The organism is Mucilaginibacter sp. (genome assembly GCF_025359345.1).
Lineage (GTDB): Bacteria > Bacteroidota > Bacteroidia > Sphingobacteriales > Sphingobacteriaceae > Mucilaginibacter.
Genome location: NZ_JANYGQ010000012.1, coordinates 1 through 22,315, shown reverse-complemented (window position 1 = coordinate 22,315; position 22,315 = coordinate 1). Strand labels below are relative to the sequence as shown.

Sequence of the window (22,315 nt, the reverse complement as noted above, 5' to 3'; positions counted from 1 at the left end):
AAATCTAACTCTGGGTGCCTTGCCCTCAGACGCATCAACTACACCGTCAACTTCTTATACTTAATCCTCTTCGGCGCAACATCACCCAAACGTTTTTTCCGGTTTTCTTCGTAATCCGAGTAATTCCCTTCAAAAAAGTAAACCTGGCTATTGCCTTCAAAGGCTAGTATATGCGTACAAATCCTGTCCAAAAACCACCTGTCGTGACTGATGACTACTGCGCAGCCGCCAAAGTTTTCCAGGGCTTCTTCCAAAGCGCGCAAAGTATTTACGTCGATATCATTCGTAGGCTCATCCAGCAATAAAACGTTCGAACCTTTTTTAAGGGTGATGGACAGGTGCACGCGGTTGCGCTCTCCACCCGATAGCACACCCACTTTTTTCTGCTGATCGGCGCCGTTAAAGTTAAAGCGGGACACGTAGGCGCGGGAGTTAAGCGGCTTATTGCCCACCATAATAGTCTCCAGTCCGCCGGTTACGTTTTCCCAAACAGATTTATTAGGGTCAAGGTCATCATGCAGTTGGTCAACATAGCCCAAAGCTACCGTTTCACCAACCCGGAAGGTACCTGCATCAGGTTTATCCTGCCCGGTTATCAGGCGGAACAGTGTGGTTTTACCCGCACCATTCGGGCCGATGATGCCCACAATCCCTGCAGGTGGCAGCGAAAAACTCAAATTGTCAAATAACAATTTATCACCGTACGATTTGCTGACCCCATTCGCTTCAATCACAATATTACCCAAACGCGGGCCCGGCGGAATAAACAATTCCAGCTTTTCTTCCCTGTCCTTGGTTTCCTCCGATGCTAATTTGTCATAGTTTGATAAACGCGCCTTTGATTTGGTATGACGGCCCTTTGGCCCCATCCGTACCCATTCCAGCTCGCGCTCCAAAGCTTTTTGGCGCTTGCTTTCGGTTTTATCTTCCTGGGCAAGGCGTTTGGCCTTCTGGTCGAGCCATGAAGAATAGTTGCCTTTCCATGGAATGCCCTCTCCCCTGTCGAGTTCCAGTATCCAGCCGGCTACGTTGTCAAGGAAGTAACGGTCGTGGGTTACGGCTATTACAGTGCCTTTGTATTGTTTAAGATGTTGCTCCAGCCAGTCGATGGATTCTGCATCAAGGTGGTTGGTTGGCTCGTCCAATAGTAAAACATCAGGTTCCTGAAGCAATAAGCGGCACAGGGCCACGCGGCGACGCTCACCACCAGACAATACCGAAATTTTAGCGTCAGGGTCAGGACAGCGCAGGGCATCCATGGCGCGCTCCAATTTTACGTCGAGCTCCCAGGCGTTTACCGCGTCAATTTTATCCTGCAATTCACCCTGGCGGTTCATCAGCTTCTCCATTTTATCGGGGTCGCCGTAGTACTCTTCAAGGCCAAACTTCTCGTTAATGTCTTCGTACTCTTTTAATAAGGCCGTGGTTTCGGCAACGCCTTCCTCCACAACCTCCTTAACCGTTTTATTGGGATCAAGCTCGGGTTCCTGGCTAAGGTAACCAACGGTATATCCGGGAGAAAAAACAACTTCGCCGATGTTCGTTTTATCTATCCCGGCTATAATTTTTAACAGGCTCGACTTACCCGATCCGTTTAAACCGATAACCCCTATTTTGGCGCCGTAAAAAAACGACAGGTAAATATTTTTTAAAACTGTTTTTTGCGGCGGGTAAACTTTGCTTACGCCTGCCATCGAAAAAATTATCTTTTCGTCTGCCATGACTTTTAATTAGTGAATTAGTGAATGGGTGATTTAGTGATTAGCTAATCACGGTAACCAAGTGGCTAAATTAGGGAATTGTTGATTAAGTTGATTGGGTTAATTGTTGTTGATTAATTGAAAAAAAAGCCGGCGGCAGCGGGGTGTTCCATATCTGCACACGAACACCCCGAACGCTGTGAAACATGCTGATTATCAACGGTATTCAGTTTTATCCTTTTATAATATATTGATAGTCAGCGTATTAATTCAGGGTTTACAGACGGGGTTTACAATACAGCCCGGTCCAATAGTAAATTACTGGCATCCAATATATTATAAAATAAAAGGCCTTTACACCTGTAAACCCCCGTTCAAATTCACAGAACAACTACAGACAGCGGCGCACGAGAGCACCACCTCTTTTCTGCCTTTGTTGGTGTTGTCACCAACAAAACGATGATGTTTGTGGGTAGAATAGGCCGGCGACTATTTGTAACACGCAAAAATTGTGCACACCCAATTTAGCGAATTCCGCCTTTGTTGGTGTTGTCACCAACAAAACGATGAGTTTGTGAGTATAATAGGTCGCGGCTTATTTATTACCCCAAAGACTTTGCACATCTGATGACAAATATTATTATTTTGGACAAGAATTAATTTATGGACTATCTAAAAGAACTGTCGGCAAAACTGGGAGGAAAAATCAGTTCCAACAATTGTTATCATTGGAATATTGACCTGACATCATTAAGAAAATTAGCGATTAAAGATTATGGTGGCCATAGGTTTGCAATCGACGAATATGGTCCGTCAATGTTTATGGTTAAGTGCTTTATTGAAGCTGATTTCTCTTTTTCAATTAACAATCCTGATAAACTATTTGGTTATAATAAACCTTTAGGTTTGGCGGACTATCCTTATAAACTTTATATCGGTAAAGAAGACGAAGCTCCCTTTTTAAACGAAAAATTTGGCGGTTTAATAGAAAGGTTTGTTCGCGAGCTAAAACAGTTTGAGCTGACGGCGAATGAATCGATATTTATTTATCAAAACTGCATTTGCATGGCCTTAAGTTCAACCCGAAATTTGATTATAGCAATTGATATACTTGTTGATTTGGTGAACAAGTACGACACGCTGTTTAAAAAAGATATAAAAACAAAAATATTCCGTAAAAACATTCCCGCAAATTTACATCCGCTGATACCATTAATTAAAAAATGGAGCGTGAGCGACGACAGTGACAGGGAACAATTGGTTGACGAAGCGACGGAAAAAGAAAAAAAGAGATTGGTAAAGAGGGTTGCTCCCTATATGCCGGAAATAAACAAGTTTTTAGATTCATTTGAAGATGGAGTACTTAGCGATGAAGCATTATTGTTCGGCAATTTAGCAGAATTGGTCAGTGAGCTATGGTCGATATAGCGGTACTTACCAAGTGTCTTGTTCTTATTGGCTTCATAGATTTATTTTCTCACTCAAAGTCCCCTAATTCATGAAAAAACTTTTACTCGTCCCCGCACTATGCATAATCATATCATGCCGTCCCAATTCAGGAAAAAATTCCACAAACGAAACTACCTCAAATAACACCAGGGCTACCGATTTAAAAAAATCAACAATAAAAATTAAAAAAGATGAAGTGCTTGCAAAATCACCCGAAAAATTAATCGGCATCTGGGCCGACAGCGTTGGCGGCAACGCAGTGTTCCAAATCGATAAAAAAACGTTCTTTTATCCTGATAACAACACTGGTTATAACTACAAGTTCAAAGGTGACAGCATACAGGTACATTATGATGGCTATTATCGAAATTTTGGTTGGAAATTTAAAGGTAACGACACGCTGATCTTAACCGGCAGCGATGGTTTAACACCGTTTTATAGGATGAAGGAATAACATAACCTTAGCCTCCTTGCACCGGGAGACGCAAAGCATTGCGTCTCTACAACCTAATCAACTACCCAACTTTTCCTAATCTCTAACCTCCGGTCTCTAATCTCTACTCTCTATGTCTTAATGTCATAAAAAAAATATTTTACTGCCAATAGCACCATAATGAGCTGACATACGTATATATAATTAAACTATTGTGCTATAATTATATCAAAAACATACAAATACACGTTTTTTTTATTGAATGTGTTGTTTTTGATGGTTTTATTTATAAAATTGCTAAACAAAATTCAGGTTCAAAAAAAGGATTATCATTGCAATGTCTGCTTTGGGTATAACTTAAAAACTTGGCAATAATATTGTTGATATGTGTAAAACAACACGTCCGTATTATTGAAACAAATTAATACATTAGGACGTTCATAAATCGGAAGGATATATATGGAAGCTAAATTTTCGCCACGGGTAAAAGACGTTATACAATATAGCAGAGAGGAGGCCTTGCGCCTGGGGCATGATTATATTGGAACTGAGCACCTTTTGTTGGGTTTGATAAGAGATGGGGATGGGGTTGCAATAAAATTATTGAAAGAACTAACTGTTGATACAGCTAAATTACGTCGCTCTGTTGAGGATGCCGTAAAGGGCACCATCGGCACAAACGTACATATTGGCAGTATACCGTTAACCAAACAAGCCGAAAAAGTATTAAAGATAACTTACCTTGAGGCTAAAATTTTTAAAAGCGATGTAATAGGCACCGAGCACCTGCTGCTTTCTATTCTTCGCGATGAGGATAATATCGCATCACAAATTTTAACACAGTTTAACGTGAATTACGAAATTTTTAAAGGCGAGGTTGAGTCGCACAAAAACGACGTAACCGACGAGATGCCGGGTTCACCTACCGGGGGCGACGACGACTTTAAAGAAGAAGAGTCATTTAGTCAGCCTAAAAAGGTATCGGATATTAAATCAAAAACACCTGTACTTGATAATTTTGGCCGCGATTTAACCAAAGCTGCCGAAGACGGTCGTCTTGACCCGATTGTTGGCCGCGAAAAAGAAATTGAACGCGTATCACAAATCCTGTCACGCCGTAAAAAGAACAACCCTATATTAATAGGCGAGCCGGGCGTAGGTAAATCTGCCATTGCCGAAGGTTTGGCGTTGCGCATTGTACAGCGTAAGGTATCGCGTGTATTGTTCAACAAACGCGTGGTTACCCTTGATCTGGCGTCGCTGGTGGCAGGTACCAAATACCGCGGCCAGTTTGAGGAGCGTATGAAAGCCGTGATGAACGAGCTTGAAAAATCGCCCGACGTAATTTTATTTATCGACGAAATACATACCATAGTTGGCGCAGGCGGCGCTTCCGGCTCGCTCGATGCTTCAAATATGTTTAAGCCGGCGTTGGCCCGCGGCGAAATACAATGCATTGGCGCAACCACATTAGATGAGTACCGCCAGTACATAGAGAAAGATGGCGCTTTAGACCGCCGTTTTCAAAAGGTAATGGTTGAACCGGCCACACCTGATGAAACTGTGGAGATACTGAACCGCATTAAAGAAAAATACGAAGAACACCACGGCGTTACTTACACTCCGGAAGCTATTAACGCCTGTGTTACTTTAACCACCCGTTACATTACCGACCGCTTTTTACCGGACAAGGCTATCGATGCTTTGGACGAGTCAGGCTCACGTGTTCACTTAACCAACATCCATGTGCCGCAAAACATTTTGGATATTGAGCAGAAAATCGAGCTGATTAAGGTAGAAAAGAACAAGGTTGTACGTAGTCAGAAATACGAAGAAGCTGCCAAGCTGCGCGATACTGAAAAGCATTTGTTGGAGGAATTGGAGCAGGCTAAAGCTATTTGGGAAGCTGAAACAAAATCAAAACGTTACACTGTAACTGAAGATAATGTTGCCGAAGTGGTATCCATGATGACCGGCATCCCGGTTCAGCGTGTAGGCCAGGCCGACAGTTTGAAGCTGCTGAACATGGCTGAAACCGTTGGCACCAAAATTATTGGCCAGGAAGAAGCCATTAAAAAATTAACCCGCGCTATACAACGTACACGTGCCGGCTTAAAAGATCCTAAAAAGCCAATCGGCTCGTTTATATTCTTGGGTCCTACCGGTGTTGGTAAAACTGAGCTTGCCAAAGAGCTTGCCCGTTTTATGTTTGACACCGAGGATGCGCTGATACAAATTGATATGAGCGAGTACATGGAAAAATTCGCCGTATCACGTTTGGTAGGAGCGCCTCCGGGCTACGTAGGTTACGAAGAAGGCGGACAACTTACCGAAAAGGTACGCCGCAAGCCTTATGCTGTGGTATTGCTTGATGAAATTGAAAAAGCTCACCCTGATGTATTTAATATACTGTTACAGGTGCTTGATGAAGGCCAGTTAACTGATTCGCTTGGCCGCAAGGTTGACTTTAGGAACACCATCATCATCATGACATCGAACATCGGTGCCCGCCAATTGAAAGATTTTGGCCAGGGCGTTGGTTTTACCACTGCTGCAAAAACCACACAGGCCGATTCACACTCGCGTGGTGTAATAGAAAATGCCTTAAAACGCGCTTTCGCTCCCGAGTTTTTGAACCGTATTGATGATGTTATCGTGTTTAACTCGTTAGGTAAAGACGAAATCTTCAAAATTATCGATATCGAGCTTGGCTTCCTGTTTAACAGGGTTAACATCCTTGGGTACAAAATTGAGTTGACCCTTGGCGCTAAAGAGTTTATTGCCGATAAAGGCTACGATTCGCAATTTGGTGCAAGGCCGTTAAAACGCGCTATCCAGAAATACCTGGAAGATCCGATTGCCGAAGAAATACTTAAAGGCGAACTTGCCGAAGGCGATACCATGGAAGTGGATTACGATAAAGAAAGCGGTGAAATAAAAATTGTAGCCCGCAAAGCCGAAGGCGAGAATAAAAAGCCCGAAGAAGAAGAACAAAAGTAATTACCCATACTTAATATGATATAAAAGGCCTGCTATCAAAATAGCAGGCCTTTTTTGCTTTTCGCGGAAAATACGCATCGGATGAATTTACCCTCCACTAACTATTAATTAATAAATAATTATAACTTACTAAAACTACACTAAAAGTTAAAAATTGCGGTTTTTACGTAAAAAATGTGCGGAAAACACCCGAAAAAATTGGGTGTTAATACGGGTGTGACAACATGCATTTTTGCCTTATTTTTATGTCGCCCCTAAACCTTATTTGTTCGCGAGAACAAAAAGCCCTTGTTGAAAGCCACGGCTCGAAACAAGGGCTTAATATTTAAAAAAAGTATGCCATTCCTATCAAATTTCGAAGTCTTCAACCAGGCTGAAGGGACAATGCCATTACGTATTTTCAAATTAACACATCTTCAAATCATCAAATCATCCGCACATCTGCACATTCGCACATCAAACCCTCTTCTCCACCTTATCATAAAATCCGCCGAAATTATTCAGCCTGACAGCATCCTCTCTGAAAAAATCTCCTGGAAACCCAAGTTGTATGGCGCTTACTTCATCAAGGCGTTTCAAATGATCGGTACTTAGCTCAACATCAACTGTTTTGAGGTTGTCTTCAAGCTGGCTTAGTTTGGTAGCCCCAACAATAGGTATCGACGAGAACCCCTGCTGCATGGTCCACTTTAATGCAACGTTACCGGGTGTTGTACCAAGTTCTTCCGCAATGGCCATAACAACTTTGGTTATTTCGGTGCTGCGGTCGTTACGGCGCACACTTTCGGCTTTTATGCGGCCCTGCTCGCCGCGCAGGTATTTGCCGGTTAATGCGCCTCCACCCAATGGCGCCCATGGGGTAATAGTAACACCGAAATGTTTAGCCATGGGTATCAACTCGCGCTCGGGCGTGCGGGATAGCAGGCTATATTCTACTTGCAAAGCTATAAACTGGCTCCAGCCCATCAGTTCGGCAAGCGTATTGCCCTTGGCAACCACCCAGGCCGGGGTATCGCTTATGGCGGCATAGGTTACCTTACCTTGTTTTATTAAATCATCCATGGCGCGCATTACCTCATCAATCGGGGTTATATCATCCCAAATATGGAGATAAAGCAGGTCGATGAAATCAGTTTTCAGGCGTTTGAGGCTTTCCTCTACACTGCGCATCATGTTTTTACGGTTATTGCCCGATGCGTTGGGGTTGGTGGTATTATCTTTTAGTGAGTATTTAGTGGCCAGCACAAAATAATCGCGGTCATGGTTGCTGATATAATCACCGATGATTTTTTCACTGGTACCCATTTTGTACAAGTTGGCCGTGTCAAAAAAATTACCGCCCGCGTTAGCAAATGCGTCCATAATTTCAAAGCTGGCGTCTTTATCGGCGCCCCAGCCGGCCTCGGTACCAAAACCCATTGTACCCAGGCATAGTTCAGAAACTTTAAGACCCGAACGGCCTAATAATTTGTATTTCATATTTGATCGATGTTTATAAGGTAAATATGAGGTATTTGAACTAAAAGCGGAAATTATCGTGAATACATTATGTTTAAAGCATGGCGCTTAGGTTTCGCGCCCTATGGGGCGAAAAACCCTCTTCTTTTTTTTGCTACCAATATTTGGCCCCGATGGGGCCTGCTTAGCATGCGGGGTTTAGCACGGAGAAATGGCGGTTTACGGTATTCATTTTTTTTCTTGCACACAATTTTAACGGCCCGGCACCCGGCTCCTTTAGGAGCCCAATATTGGTAGAAAAAAACGCTACCACACATTTTTTGCCCCGTAGGGTGCAACACCTATTCGCAATGCATTGACGATAAGCATTGACTAAATTGAAAAATCCAAACAAATACAACTATGTACTTGTAATTATTAAATAACAACTATCGCCATGAAAATCATAAATATACATAAAACAACTTCCACAGCCGAAATACTCGCCTTGTTACAGCAAAAACTTAACCCGCTTTTCCACGAGCAAAAACAAAGCGACATGAGTTTTGACATTTCAGAAAAAAACGGCGCAGTTGAAATTTGGCAGCCGGAAACCTACGAAGGCTTTTTATTCAGGATAGAACCACAAGGGACTCAACTCCACGTTACACGTTCGGAGCATTATGTTGATGACGTAAATTCGATAACCGTGGAATCTATCCTTAACTCCCTGTTCGAAGAGCTGGCGATGGACGGTAACGTAACCCTGGTTTTAGAAGGATAATAATTTTCTGTAGCTTTAAATATAAAAAGCTGCCTATGTTACCAAAAACTTGCTGTCTATCGTTTTTTTTGCTGTTCGCTGTATTGACATACGGGCAAACAAAGACGTCGGCTGTACAGAAACCGGCAGCAGTTATCAAGGGGGTAAATATCGGTGAACCTGTAATAGTGAAGGACGATACGCTCTTTAAGTTTTACAGAGGTCAGGGCTTATTCGACACTAAGGAAAGGGCCCGCGTAGTCAGCAGCCGTATAGCCGATATTATATCCAGGATTGACTTTAATCCGGATTCGATAGTGCTAAAAAACGACTCTGCTAACTCCTCCATCACCTATAATTCCCAGCTGCTATTAGCTATTACTGATGAAGATGCCAAATTTTCCGAATTAGACAGGCCGCAGCTTGCCGCTAGCTATGTAACTATTTTAAAGAAAAACCTGGGCAGTGTTTTTGAAAGTAACAGTGTTAAAGATGTTATCATCAACATCCTCGAGGCGCTGGCTGTTGTGATTATCCTGCTTTTACTTATTTGGCTGGTAAACCGCGCATTCAGGTGGCTAAAGCTAAAAATGATTAAAGCGTGGGAAAGCCGGATCGCTAAATTAGGAGAGAAGGGGGCGCCGGTAAGATACGCCAACCGGATTTTGCCAGTTCTTACAAGCTCGCTACGTGTGCTGCGTTTATTTGTAATCGTATTATTGGTTTATCTTGCATTACCTATCGCATTCCTCATTTTTCCTTGGACGAAAGCTATTGCCAACCAGCTGCTTGGCTACGTTATCAACCCGGTTAAAAACATTTTGCTCGGCATATTACACTACATACCCAACCTGTTGACTATTGCAGTAATTTATCTTGCAACCCGGTATATTGTAAAATTAGTAAAGTTTATTGCAACCGAGATTGAAAACGGGGCAATCATCATAAAAAACTTTTACCCCGAATGGGCCAAACCAACTTATAACATTATCAGGGTATTACTTTATGCTTTTATGTTTGTGATGATATTCCCGTACCTGCCTGGCTCCGATTCGAAAATTTTCCAGGGGGTAACTGTTTTTTTAGGCGTGCTATTTTCGCTCGGCTCGTCGTCAGCAATTTCAAACATGGTGGCGGGCCTGGTACTTACTTACATGCGCCCGTTTAAAATTGGTGACCGTGTAAAAGTTGGGGAAATTACCGGCGATATTATTGAGAAGAACCTGCTGGTAACGCGGATTCGTACCATTAAAAACGAAGATATTACAGTACCAAATTCAACCATATTAGGCGGTGCTGTGGTCAATTACACTACATCATCAAAAAATTTGGGGTTGATATTGCACACCAGCATTACCATTGGTTATGATGCGCCGTGGAGTATTATCCATGGTTTGATGATTGATGCCGCTTTGGCTACAGAGGGGATAATGGCAGAGCCTAAGCCATTTATTTTACAAACCGACCTGAATGACTTTAACGTTACCTACCAGGTGAATGCCTACACTTCACAGTCGCACAAAATGGCCTTGATTTACTCAAATCTACATCAGCAAATACAGGACAAATTTAATGAAGCAGGTGTGGAAATTATGTCACCGCATTACACAGCATTGCGCGATGGAAACACCATACAAATCCCGGATGATTACAAACCGAAAGATTACGTAAAGCCTGGCTTTAAAGTCCAGAAGGAGCAATAAGCAATGATATTAGTGATGATATAGAAATGCAGCTACCTTACCCAATCCAGCTAAACTTATATTCAAGCCCGGGGTTTTTCATCCGCTCGGCAACGCGTAATAAACGAGTGGGCAGGTTCATGATATAATCACGGGCTTTTTCGCCGGTTTCGTTAAGGTCAACCATGCTTTCAATGTGCCAGTCTTCTATCAGCTCTTTTAGTATATCAACATAGTCAATAGCGGTGTATACACCCAGCCGTTGTGCGGCATCAGTAAAATGGCCGAATGTTTGGCCTATTTTTAAACCAACCTCGCGTAAAAAGTGCGCCGGCATAACAATTTTTTTGCGCATCATATCCTCAAATGCAATCATGGCCTCGCTCGGGTCAACCTCAAATATCTTTTCAATAAAATATTTATAGGCTTTAGCGTGACGCGCTTCGTCGCTGGCGATAACGCCACACATTTTTGACAGCAATGTATCGCCATCTTTTTTTGCAGCCGAAGCGACACGACGGTGAGAAACATTAGTGGCCAGTTCCTGGAACGAGGTATAAATAAAGTTACGGTATGGATCGTGCCCGGTACCGATGTCAAAACCATCGGATATTAAATACTGGGTTGAAATTTCCATCATCCGCATATTTACACGGCCCGACAGGTAGAGGTATTTGTTTAATAAGTCACCGTGGCGGTTTTCTTCGCCGGTCCAGTGCCGGGTCCATTGCATCCAGCCACCTGCTTCATCGTCAGACACGCCTTCAACCATGGTTAACCACGACTCGTAAGTTGGTAAAGCTTCTTCGGTAATGGTATCGCCAACTAAAACGGCTATCAGGTCGTACGACAAGCCCTGGGCGCTTTCACGCAGTTCTTTAATTTCGCTAAAGAAAGTATCGCGGGATGAATCGGGCAGAAAATCAGATGGCTGCCAGATGGTATCGATGGGTTTCAGGTATTCATCCTTTTTTTCAAGCATGAATTTTTCGATGTGTTGCATCACCTCGCGTCGCTTATCGTCAAAAAATCTCATATTAAATATTAATGGTGCAAAGTTAGCTATTTATAACCACAAAAAAATTATCATTTTTGCGCGCCATAACCTATGGCGTCTTTCATGCAATCGGGCAGGTTGTTCACCGAGGGGGCCCCGTTAAAAATAGAAAAATTAGTATTATAATCCCATAACATCCCGGGGATGTTTAATGTTTTAAGTGATTGCCTTACTGTTTTAATATAGCGGCAACGGCTGTCAATATCGGCGTACTTATTATATACGCCATATTCGCCGCACAATATCGGTACATCATATCTTGCCGCCCAGCTTTTTACAATCTGCAGCTTATCGCGCACCGATTGCTCGTTCCCGTCTAACTTATATTTGTTATAATTCTTCTCTCCGTCAGTATTTTTTGCCCTCGTGTTCAGCGCCGGAAAAGTTGCCTGGTTGTATGGAAACGGCACACCGGTGGTGCTTTCCTGGGCGCCGATCCACTCCGCTCCCTGGTGCGTAAACAAAAAAGGTTCATAAAAATGAAAGGTATATATAACATTTTCGTCGGCCAGCCGTACAAACCGGCTCAATTCATAGATGCTGTTATAATTTGAGGCGCCTATAATTAAAGTTCGTTCTTTATCAATCTTCCTGATGGCAGTAGTAATGTTGTAAGCGGCGTCCTTCCAGGTTTCGGGATTCATGTGCGGTGGCTCGTTGTATAACTCGAAAAACAGGTCGTCATGATTTACATGCAGGTACCTTTTGGTGAGTTTTGTCCACAAATCAATTAGCTTCGGGGTCTCGGTATTGTAGTTGTTATCATTAAAGTTACCATTGTGATAATCAATTATAACCTTAAACCCATAAGCATGGCACTGTTTAACAAATTTATCAATGTGGGAAAATAATTGCCCGAACGGAGTTTGTTGGGATTCAAAATACGCAAACGCTACAGGAAGCCTAAGGCTTTTAATACCGAGGCGTTTTAAAAGCTCAAAATCAGCGGTTTTTAACGGAGTTTTAGCTAAAATGTCTTTATTCCAGGTTTGTTCGTACCATGAAATAGAGATTCCGTTATCGAGACTTTTGGCACGCTTGAAAGCCATTTGTCGAAAATTTGGGGTGGTTGGATTACTTTTTGCTATATCAGCAGGCGCAGCAATCAATAACATAAAAATAAATATGTTTTTTAATAACGCGCCAACAGTGTAATGAATATGTTTATATGTGCAAAACATGTGCTTAAACGTATTGAATATTTTGAGTTACTTTATACGAATTAAATTTATTGATAACAACAATCCTATCATAATTTAAGAAAACCTAACTAATGTTTGTCCAACTAACAAAAGAAGAACTAAACAAAGAAATCTCAAAGAAGGCCTGGTACCAGACCAATAATATCATTTGGATGATATTGTTTGTTTATCCCTTGTTCAGCATTGTTGATTTTATATTCGCCAATAATTATTGGCTGCAGTTCTTTATTGCACGTATTATTACCGACCTTGTTATTTTAGGGCTTTACAGCATTTTTCAACGTAAGAACTACAATTTCCGGATATTATTACATATTTCATTATTTTTAATATCTGTCACTTCAGCTTTATTATGTAATATAGTTGATATTGGCGAGTTAAACGTTTATTACCTATTGTTCGGTGCCATATTCCTGTTTTTTAACCTGCAGGTGTTTTGGGAGCCCATCAACTCCGTTTTACAGGCATTGCTGGCATTGGTGCTGCTGGGCATATTTTTTATTCTTTTTAGCCAATATACGCTTGACATTGTAATCCAAAACGGCGGGCAGTTTTTCTTCATCATTGCATTAATATCTTGCTTTGTGCCGGGTGCGCGTTATAAAATCATCGAACGCGATGTACGCTCACAGCTGTTAATCACCAAATCGAACGAGCAACTTAAAGAGCAAAACCGCGACATTGCCGAGAAAAATAATATTATTGATGCCCAGTACGACGAACTGCGCAAGCTTGACAACCACAAAAACAACTTTATAAATATTGCCGGCCACGATTTAAAGAACCTCGCAGGTTCAATAATCATGAGTAACAATATGATTAAGGAAGAAGGGTATCGCCTTAGCGCCGACCAAACCGAGTTTGTAGGCTATATTGCCGAATCGGCCACAAAAATGCAGTACCTGCTTAATAAGCTAATGGACGTTAAGGAAATCGAGTCGCCCGAGATGCGTTTTAAGCTCGAAGTGTTCGACATTAACTCCGAGGTTCAGCATATATTTAAAGGGTTGACTGAAACCGCTCAAATGAAAAATATTCATTTGATTGACGAGATACAAAAAACACCTATAAATGTTAACCTCGACCGTGTTTTTGCCGGTCAGGTTTTCCAGAACTTATTATCAAACGCTATTAAATTTTCGCAAACAAACAATAATATCAAGGTTGTAACCAGTTTACAGCGCCAGAAGTTTGTTTTTGAAATAATAGATGAAGGTATTTCAATTGGCCAGCGGGAACTTGACGATATGTTTAACAAACTTAATGCGTTAAGCGAGGCATCGGAGCATACCGAAAACCGCGTTGGGTTAGGCCTTTCGATAGCAAAATTGATGACCCAGGAAATGGGTGGTGAAATATCGTACAGAAGCGACGATCACGGAAACTATTTTAGAGTTGAATTTTACGTAATAAACTAATATTGACAAACCAATGAACAAATTTTTTACCTTATTAGCCCTTGTATTTCTTTTAAGTAAGGCATCATTGGCCCAGAGTGTGGTGTCCTTCAAATCATTAGGGCACGCTGACGACGCCATTTACGGAATGAGCGGCGCAAGTTCTATCTACGTTAAGATTTCGCCTATGGTGGAAATGAACGGGAGTAAGCTGGTATTATATTTTGAGCCTTCGCAGGCTTTGTTAAAAGATCACTCTTTTATCAATATAATTATCAACGATAAACCCGCTTACAGTGCACGGCTAGGTGCCGATACCATTCAAAAGGTAATACTTAACCTTAGCCGGGCCGACCTTTCGCCCGATCATTTCCTTAAAATACAGATCAAGACGCTATTAGCAATTAGCGACGATATCTGTAAGGATTTGGATAACCCCGCCATGTGGCTTAAGGTTAAGGACTACTCCTACTTGTCGTTGGTTAAAAATTCAAAAACCGGCTTGAGCGACGTAAACATCAGCAATTGCTTCGATTCAAAAAGAGCAATTGTTTACCCCGCCGATCCAAGCCTTAAAGACTTAAAGGCCGTTGCATGGGCTTACGCAAGGCTGAAAAGAATTTCGGGCAGAAAAATATCTGTTTATGAAGCAACCGCAGTGCCTGACAGCGTAAAAAACTACATCCAGGTTGGCGCCTTAGGTGCATTGCCAGAAGACAAGCGCTCGCTGATCAAAGTATCGCCACAGTCAAAAGAAGGTATATTATACCTCTCAAAATCTATGTCGTCTTCTACCGATACCATTACTCAAATGGTTAACGAAAAAGGCGTAATGGTTGCTCACAAATCGGTTGCTACAACATCTTCACCAGCCGAAATATTGTTTGTTAGCGGCGGCGACGATGAAGGTTACGAAAAAGCTATCACAGCCTTAGGTAACATCAACATATTAAATTCAACTTTTGGTGATTACCTTTTAATCGACGCAGCATCAAACACTCATTTTAAGAGCATAGATGAAAACCGGTCGAAGTTATCGCTGAAACAAATCGGTGGTTCAAGCGACTTCCTTTCCGGTATTGGTTCGCTAAAAAGTGCATATAGCTTTAAAAACAGCGACTTTAACTTTACACCAAAAGAAGTTGAGATACGCTTTATTGGTAACTACAGCGGCTTAAGCCCTGGTGATAGGGGTTACTTTAACATTTACCTTAACGGTTTGCTGATAAGCAGTGAAAAGCTTGACGCCTCTGGTAAATTAAATACATCGGTAACAATTAACCGTTATCAGCACCACAAATACAATACATTAGAAGCTGAGTTTAGGTTCTTCCCATCAAACGGATTGTGTAAAAACAGCTTTATCAACTTCTTCGGTGAGATTGATGCTGAGAAATCATACCTGGAGTCGAAAAACCCATTCATCTCAAGCGACCTTAGCTTTTACCAGTATCCTGAAGCGTTTAACAGTGGTACTACCCGCATTATCGTATCAAAGGAATATGCAAAATATGCAGCTGGCGCCATTGGCGAAATTATTTACGAGCTGAACAACAACATCAACTCAAACAACTTCCCTGAGTTTGCTTTCTCATCAGATGTTCCTGCCGGCGACTTAAAGAAATACAACATTATAGCGCTGTTAAGTAAAGAAGATAAGCTGATGGGCGAATTTCCGGATGCGCCGATAAATTTTAAAGAAAACTTCCGCTTATATAATGCCGAAAATAACAAGGCGGTATATTCACTGTCTGATACAACATCAAACGGCTTGGCGCAGATTTTCTACGGAAGAAGTAATAATGCCACGCTGGTATTAACCGCAACCGGCACACACATATCCGAAGCGTTGACAGCGGCCGCACGTTCAATTACCGAGCAACTTTCAACCCTGTCAAGCAACGTGTGTGTTACCGATGTTAACTCAAACAAATACCTGTTCAACATCAATAAATCAAGCGAAAATATTGAATATGTTGATACCAAGAGCGCTATCACACAGTTCTGGGAAAAATATAACCTGTATATATTATTGGGTATACTGGTGCTGATACTGCTATCGTTCCTGTTTGTTCGTTCAAGAGTACAAAGATCACAGGAATTATATAACGACTAATTATTGTCGCTTCAATTGATTATATGAGTAACCTTAGCCTATATAGCATAGGATAAGGTTACTTAATAGAATTGTTTTAACACTTTACTGAAACTGAATAATATGTCAATTCCTGAACTTTTGGTTAATGATGGTTTTATATCCAGGCAAGATCGGGAAAAGATTAATGATTTATCTGCCACCACCGGCCAGTCATTTATCAAAATAGCGTTAAACTTCGGGTACATTTCCCGTAAAAATTACGAACGCTCGTTAACAAATGCAGGTTACGTTTTCCAGCCCATCAGGGAACTCGCGCATGACGCAGACGTACTCAGCAAAATAGAACTAAAGTTTGCCGACCAGCACGTTGCACTGCCTTTACGTATTGAAAACGGCAGGGTTATAACCGTAATGGCCGACCCGTCAAACCAGTTGTTTATTGATTTCATAAGGTTTACTTACGACTGTGAGCCTGAAATTATATTAGCATCTGACCTTGATATTACCTGGTTAAGCCACAAATTAACCGGCGACAAATATGTAAAGTCGGCAGTTTTCGAGTTGCTGAACCGCGACCCTAACAGTTCGGCATTTATTACCTTTTCAACCGGCCAGCTTGCCTTCCTTTTTATCCTGCTAGGTTTGGTGACTATCGGGTTGGTTGTAAGTTTTAAAAACACTTCTATTATTATCAATATCCTCATCAGCTCGTTCTTTTTGGTGGCGATATTGTTTAAGCTGTTTTTGGCGCTTATGGGCTCTCGTTTTGAGCTGCACCAGGCGGTAACCCGCGAAGACCTGCGCGAAATTGTGGAAGACGAACTGCCTATATATACCATTTTATTACCGGTGTATAAGGAAGATAAGCTGATAAAGAAGCTGATATGGAACCTGCAGGCACTCGACTACCCACGCGAAAAGCTGGATGTAAAACTGCTGATAGAAGAGGATGACGATAAAACGCTAAATGCAGTTCGCAACCTGGACTTCCCAGCCATATTTGAGGTGGTGGTGGTGCCGTTCCACATGCCTAAAACAAAGCCGAAAGCCTGTAACTACGGCCTTCATTTTGCACGCGGTAAATATCTAACCATTTACGATGCGGAAGATATCCCCGATACCGACCAACTGAAAAAGGTAGTGTCGATGTTTGGCAAACTGCCGTCGAATTACATTTGTATCCAAAGCGCGCTAAACTACTTTAACCGCAACGAGAACTTTTTGACCCGTATGTTTACCCTTGAGTATTCATATTGGTTTGATTATATGTTGCCAGGCCTCGATACCCTGGATATCCCTATCCCCTTGGGTGGTACCAGTAACCACTTTAAGCTGGAAAACCTGGTTGAACTTGGCGCCTGGGACCCGTTTAACGTAACCGAGGATGCTGATTTGGGCCTGCGCGCATATGCAAAAGGCTATAAAATTGCAGTAATTAACTCCACCACATACGAGGAAGCTAACAACGAGCCCATCAACTGGATTCGCCAGCGTTCACGGTGGATTAAAGGCTATATGCAAACGTACCTGGTACACATGCGTAACCCGGTTGCACTTTGGAGAAAATTAGGCTGGAAAGGTTTCCTTGGTTTTAACTTCTTTATCGGAGCTACACCACTTACCTTTTTGGTGTACCCGTTTTTGCTGGCCATTTTCATAAGCTACCTGGTGTTCGACCTTTCGACCATTCGCACACTGTTCCCCGACTGGATTTTGTTTATGTCGATATTTAACCTGATGGTAGGTAATATATTGATGATTTATATAAATATGATGGCAGTGTTTAAAAGGCGGTATTACGAGCTTATCCTTTTCTCTATCGCCAACCCGGTATACTGGCTTATGCACTCGGTTGCTGCCTTTAAGGGCCTTTACCAATTAATAGTTAAGCCGTTTTACTGGGAAAAAACAGAACACGGGCTTAGTAAAGTTAACAATCCAACAAACATTGTTAAATGAGAAATCAATCCAGATATCTGTTACTTATCACCATTTTACTGGCGATTTATTACCTGGTATTAGGTATACACTTAAATCATTTAGGTTATATAAGCCAGGAGGCAATGTTCTACATTGAAAAAACCAAAATCGTTGTCGACGGTTTGGGCAACAGGCTTAAGGTAATGGGTTTAACTGCCCCAATATTGCCATTTTATGCTTCATTTATATTTTCGGCAATAAGCGCGCCGCTGGCGCCGGTTATAGCATCTTCAATTATTACGGCAGTGTTGTTCTTTTTAATAGGCAGCGCATTAATGAGGAGGGCTAAAGATGAATTTTACCTGTTTATACTACTCATCATATTTATATTTCATCCGGGTATTTTGTACGCCGCTTGTTCGGGTAAATCAATAGCGCTGGTAATGGTCTTCTTTTTCATGTTCTTTTTTAACCTGATAAAGTTCTACAATTCAAACACCACGTTCCACGTATCAATTGCAAGTATAAGTTTGGTGTTGCTCATATTTTGCGATTATAAGTTCATTTGGCTTACCTTATTCTTTATCCCGCTGGTATTGTCGATAACTATAAAAAGTTTAAACCTGGGCGAACAGGAGTCCATTTTCAGGCTGTTTATCAGCTTCAATAACCCGTCGCTGCGGCGAAAGCTGATCAACAAAACGTTTGCGCTTTATATTATTCTGTTCGTGTTGCCGCTGGCTTGCATTGTTTGTTACAAGCTGCTGAACTTAACACACGCACAGGACTTGAACTACTTTAGCGAAAGCCCTTATGCTACATGGACGGTACTGGCAGACAAGCTGAGCTTCGACCAGCTATCAACCAGTACGGTTTACCAGATTCCCGAAACATCTATTTTAATATCGGCGAGGGTGCTGTTGTTTTGTCCGCTTATTTTGGTGGCTATTTACCTGTTCAGGAACAGTATGTACCAGGTTTTAACGCTGCTTACCCCATTTGCATTTATCGAGTTTTTACACATTAAATACGAGAAAGTATTTTTAGCTCAAGAATACTATCTAATATTCGTTGTACTGGCTCTGCTTTGTATTTTGTATAAGGCACAAACTATTCGTAACCAAACCATATTAAAAACCATAGTTGGTGTTTTAACACTCGTGCAATTGTATACAGGCTATATCTTCCTCAAAAACTCCTCACTTACCGAGGAGAAGAACTTTATCACCGTATTGCTTAACCGCGAGCCTGACACCCACCAGGATGAAAACCGCCAGTTGGCAAATTACATAAACCACTTGCCCGAAGGCGCACACGTTTTAGTTGATGATGCCATCGCTTTCCCGATAGTAGCCTTTACCCGCGACAAAAAAGACCTGCAAAGACTAACACTGCCGTATCAAAATACTTATTTAAGTGCCATTGAGGCGCCTGATAAATACGACGATTACATACTGCTTGCTTCCGAAAAAAACGAAGTAACCGGCTTTACGCAGCTAAATAATAAATACATACCGGTAGTTAAAAAAGCCAACAGCGCCCTAAAGTTACATCGTGTATACGAAACAAGCGATTGGGTACTGTATAAAGTGTACGAATAGTAGTCGGAAGAGTCGGTAAAGTCTGAAAGAAAAAGAACGTCCTGGTTAGCATCAGGACGTTCTTTATTTCGAAAAAATTTTCACCCTTTCGATTTGTACTTGCGCCCCACCTTTCGTTCTTTCCGGACTTTATCGACTTTCGGGACTTCTTCGAAATTAAACCATCTGGCAATGCATTAGTCCTATGTTAAGTTAATTACTAAAAACTCAAAAATGAAAAGATTAATTTTAATAGCGTCCTTTATTATAGGATTAGGCTTTATGGCCAGTGCACAGGTTACTAAGAAATCGCCGGAGCAGCGTGCGGCTCATCATACTAAGGCATTGCAAAAAAAACTTAACCTTAGCCAGCAACAGGCCAAGCAGGTAAATGCGCTATTTTTAACACAGGCGACCCGCATGGACAGCCTGAAAAACAGCAACCCTTCGGCTGACAAAAAGGGTAAACAACTGGCCGCTAAAAGCATCAGGCTGGCAACAAAAAAACAGGTATTTGCCGTTTTGAACGACGAACAGAAAACCAAGTTCGCCGCCTGGAAAAAAAAACACAAAATGAAACACAAAGAGCGCCAGGCTCCTAAAGACGCGGTTGAAGGATAATTGCAACTGCCCGGGATAAGGATTAATCCCGTCTTCGGTTTGATTAAATTAAATTCACTGAACTGCCGGCTTCCTAAAAGGCGCCGGCGTTCTTTTTTAGGTCCAATATAACCACCTGGGTTAAACCTGCACAGCAGCGTAAATTACTTTGTCACGGCTGTCTGTATTCCAGGCCCAGTTGATGGTTGTATTTTCCTTGCCGGTACTGCCAAGCTTGCCCCAATAACCAGAAGGATACAAATCGTGCGCAAGCGGCCCGCTTACAACAATAACCACATGGCCATGGCTTTGCGGAGGCACATTTTCCCCACCTTTTAACCCACCCACAACCAGCCATCCATCATCGGCTTTTGCCTTTGCTTCTACTCCATCGGCCAGTTGTTGCCAATCAGCTGTTTGTATTTGATCTACGATATCATCTGCCTGGCCGGTTAATGTGACAGATAAATCCGTCGAAACAGCTTTTACAAAGCCACTGCAGTTGTCGGCATTTGCATCGAAGTTCGCTTCACAAGTGTCAATTATTTTTTGCGCGATAGGGTTCATATTGTCGATCCAGGTTATTTAATACCCAAACTTAGGAATTTAAATACTTAAAATCAAACAGTTAGAGAAATTACGACCGCACTGGATATTATGAAGTTGGCAAATCACCTATAATGCAAAGTAGTCGATAGCCAACGCGCCGGCGACTATTAGCAGTCCGAAAAACTCACGGGTTTTCTCAATATAAGGTTTTTCGGCCTGCATGGTTTCAACAATGCTGGGCCTGTTGTACTTCACAATCCAATCGCGCACTCCATCTTTGGCGAAAAACAAAATAATTGCATAAACCAGGTAAAAAGCGATGGCAGCAAGATAAATTACCGGGTAATATAATCCGTACGCGGCCAGCCCACAGCATACGGCAGCAAACATATAAATAGTTACCCACAGCGCTGCATCAACATCGTTAAGGTTTACATAAGCAAAAGCCAGGAAAGCAATGCAGAAAATGATATTTATTATAATGAGTACCATGGTAATGTTAAGGCGCCAATTTATAAAATTTGCCGGAAAGATTACCTTATAGCTTACCCATTAAATAAAAAAGCCTCGTCCGGTTGAACTAAGGCTGTTACTACATGCGACAATTAAGTTAATACCAGCGGCCCCGTTCTGACCTGCCGCCACCATTAATCAAATTGAGTAATAAAAGGATAACGGCAATAACAATAATTATATGTATTGCGTCGCCGCCAATGTGGAAGGCAAAGCCCCCAAGCAGCCAGCTGATAACCAGGATAACTACGATAATATAAAGTAAACTTCTCATAGTAATTGAACCTGAGATCGTTGCGTTTGTTTTAGTTGTGGAAATTAAATAATTGGAAGCGAATTGGTGACTGACTGCAAATTCAATGCAAACTGCATTAACGACAAGCGTGGATACCACTGTAGGTTTATTAATAGTTAATTGATAATGTTTTAGGCTTATAATTAGCTACTCATAAATCGTGGCACCTCTAATTATGTCTGCAAATATTCGCCATGAAGGCACGTCAGCATCAATGCCCGGATGTACATTATCGTAATAACCTTGAATATCTTCAGTGTACGATTCCAGTGCTTCCAGAAAGCTAGCTAGTGTATTATTTTCCCAGGCAGTTGGGTTCGCTTCAAGTTCTGCTCTGAGTGACTTTGTGAATTTAATGAAAGAGTTCCTGTCTGTTACCTCCCCTGGTGAAACTTGCCGATTCATAATTGTTGTTTAGCTTGAATTAAAGATAATAATTAACAATCATTTATCACCAAGCTTTAGGAATCCGCTGGCACCATTCAATTAGTCAACCGCCATAAAACAAGAAACCCCTAGTTCACTGAACTAAGGGTCTTGATAAGATTTGGCACCGACCTACTCTCCCACATTTTACTGCAGTACCATCGGCTCTGGCGGGCTTAACTTCTCTGTTCGGAATGGGAAGAGGTGGACACCG

Annotated in this window: 17 protein-coding genes and 1 rRNA gene; 10 read left to right on the top strand and 8 right to left on the bottom strand. The window is 41.8% G+C overall.

Going from position 1 to position 22,315, the window contains the following annotated elements:
• Window positions 1-38 precede the first annotated feature (38 nt).
• Window positions 39-1,721 (bottom strand): energy-dependent translational throttle protein EttA, encoded by a 1,683-nt coding sequence (gene ettA / locus Q0R52_RS06355; protein ID WP_252792968.1) that lies wholly within the window; start codon window positions 1,719-1,721, stop codon window positions 39-41.
• Window positions 1,722-2,363: 642 nt separating this feature from the next.
• Between ettA and Q0R52_RS06350 the strand changes: the two genes are divergently transcribed.
• The 3 genes from Q0R52_RS06350 to Q0R52_RS06340 all read left to right on the top strand — a co-directional run bounded on the left by Q0R52_RS06350 (window position 2,364) and on the right by Q0R52_RS06340 (window position 6,582).
• The gene (locus Q0R52_RS06350) at window positions 2,364-3,128 is read left to right on the top strand and encodes a hypothetical protein (protein ID WP_295793191.1); all 765 of its coding nucleotides are present in this window, start codon (window positions 2,364-2,366) and stop codon (window positions 3,126-3,128) included.
• 70 nt (window positions 3,129-3,198) lie between these two features.
• The gene (locus tag Q0R52_RS06345; RefSeq protein ID WP_295793189.1) at window positions 3,199-3,603 is read left to right on the top strand and encodes a hypothetical protein; all 405 of its coding nucleotides are present in this window, start codon (window positions 3,199-3,201) and stop codon (window positions 3,601-3,603) included.
• A gap of 438 nt (window positions 3,604-4,041) precedes the next feature.
• The gene (locus Q0R52_RS06340) at window positions 4,042-6,582 is read left to right on the top strand and encodes an ATP-dependent Clp protease ATP-binding subunit (protein WP_295793187.1); all 2,541 of its coding nucleotides are present in this window, start codon (window positions 4,042-4,044) and stop codon (window positions 6,580-6,582) included.
• 456 nt (window positions 6,583-7,038) lie between these two features.
• Here the strand turns inward: Q0R52_RS06340 and Q0R52_RS06335 are convergent, their stop codons facing one another.
• Window positions 7,039-8,061 (bottom strand): aldo/keto reductase, encoded by a 1,023-nt coding sequence (locus Q0R52_RS06335; protein ID WP_295793185.1) that lies wholly within the window; start codon window positions 8,059-8,061, stop codon window positions 7,039-7,041.
• Between the two features lie 415 nt (window positions 8,062-8,476).
• On the opposite strand from Q0R52_RS06335, the gene Q0R52_RS06330 reads away from it, so the two are divergent.
• Together Q0R52_RS06330 and Q0R52_RS06325 are read left to right on the top strand one after the other, a co-directional pair.
• The gene (locus Q0R52_RS06330) at window positions 8,477-8,803 is read left to right on the top strand and encodes a hypothetical protein (RefSeq protein ID WP_295793183.1); all 327 of its coding nucleotides are present in this window, start codon (window positions 8,477-8,479) and stop codon (window positions 8,801-8,803) included.
• A gap of 35 nt (window positions 8,804-8,838) precedes the next feature.
• Window positions 8,839-10,485, top strand: a complete 1,647-nt coding sequence (locus Q0R52_RS06325) for a mechanosensitive ion channel family protein (RefSeq protein WP_295793182.1) — start codon at window positions 8,839-8,841, stop codon at window positions 10,483-10,485.
• Window positions 10,486-10,522: 37 nt separating this feature from the next.
• On the opposite strand, the gene Q0R52_RS06320 is transcribed toward Q0R52_RS06325, so the two are convergent.
• Together Q0R52_RS06320 and Q0R52_RS06315 are read right to left on the bottom strand one after the other, a co-directional pair.
• Window positions 10,523-11,500: an acyl-ACP desaturase gene (locus tag Q0R52_RS06320; RefSeq protein WP_252794081.1), complete on the bottom strand. Its 978-nt coding sequence runs from the start codon at window positions 11,498-11,500 to the stop codon at window positions 10,523-10,525.
• 50 nt (window positions 11,501-11,550) lie between these two features.
• The gene (locus Q0R52_RS06315) at window positions 11,551-12,570 is read right to left on the bottom strand and encodes a cellulase family glycosylhydrolase (RefSeq protein WP_295793177.1); all 1,020 of its coding nucleotides are present in this window, start codon (window positions 12,568-12,570) and stop codon (window positions 11,551-11,553) included.
• Between the two features lie 224 nt (window positions 12,571-12,794).
• Between Q0R52_RS06315 and Q0R52_RS06310 the strand changes: the two genes are divergently transcribed.
• The 5 genes from Q0R52_RS06310 (at window position 12,795) to Q0R52_RS06290 (ending at window position 20,339) form a co-directional block, all read left to right on the top strand.
• Complete coding sequence (locus Q0R52_RS06310) at window positions 12,795-14,141, top strand: HAMP domain-containing sensor histidine kinase (protein ID WP_295793175.1); 1,347 nt, start codon at window positions 12,795-12,797, stop codon at window positions 14,139-14,141.
• 13 nt (window positions 14,142-14,154) lie between these two features.
• Complete coding sequence (locus Q0R52_RS06305) at window positions 14,155-16,236, top strand: cellulose biosynthesis cyclic di-GMP-binding regulatory protein BcsB (protein WP_295793173.1); 2,082 nt, start codon at window positions 14,155-14,157, stop codon at window positions 16,234-16,236.
• Window positions 16,237-16,338: 102 nt separating this feature from the next.
• Complete coding sequence (locus Q0R52_RS06300; protein ID WP_295793171.1) at window positions 16,339-18,177, top strand: glycosyltransferase; 1,839 nt, start codon at window positions 16,339-16,341, stop codon at window positions 18,175-18,177.
• Window positions 18,174-19,739 carry a hypothetical protein gene (locus Q0R52_RS06295; protein ID WP_295793169.1) on the top strand — a complete coding sequence of 522 codons (1,566 nt, stop codon included), beginning with the start codon at window positions 18,174-18,176 and terminating at the stop codon, window positions 19,737-19,739. The genes Q0R52_RS06300 and Q0R52_RS06295 overlap by 4 nt, the downstream gene beginning before the upstream one ends.
• 213 nt (window positions 19,740-19,952) lie before the next feature.
• Window positions 19,953-20,339 (top strand): hypothetical protein, encoded by a 387-nt coding sequence (locus Q0R52_RS06290; RefSeq protein ID WP_295793168.1) that lies wholly within the window; start codon window positions 19,953-19,955, stop codon window positions 20,337-20,339.
• A 120-nt stretch (window positions 20,340-20,459) separates the two neighbouring features.
• On the opposite strand, the gene Q0R52_RS06285 is transcribed toward Q0R52_RS06290, so the two are convergent.
• The 4 genes from Q0R52_RS06285 to rrf form a co-directional block, all read right to left on the bottom strand.
• Entirely contained in the window at window positions 20,460-20,885 is a 426-nt protein-coding gene (locus Q0R52_RS06285; RefSeq protein WP_295793166.1) for a hypothetical protein, read from the bottom strand.
• 108 nt (window positions 20,886-20,993) lie between these two features.
• The gene (locus Q0R52_RS06280) at window positions 20,994-21,359 is read right to left on the bottom strand and encodes a transmembrane 220 family protein (protein WP_295793165.1); all 366 of its coding nucleotides are present in this window, start codon (window positions 21,357-21,359) and stop codon (window positions 20,994-20,996) included.
• 118 nt (window positions 21,360-21,477) lie between these two features.
• A complete protein-coding gene (locus Q0R52_RS06275; protein WP_295793164.1) occupies window positions 21,478-21,654 on the bottom strand; it encodes a lmo0937 family membrane protein in 177 nt (58 codons plus the stop codon).
• A gap of 566 nt (window positions 21,655-22,220) precedes the next feature.
• A 5S ribosomal RNA gene (gene rrf / locus Q0R52_RS06270) occupies window positions 22,221-22,315 on the bottom strand; the annotation flags it as partial.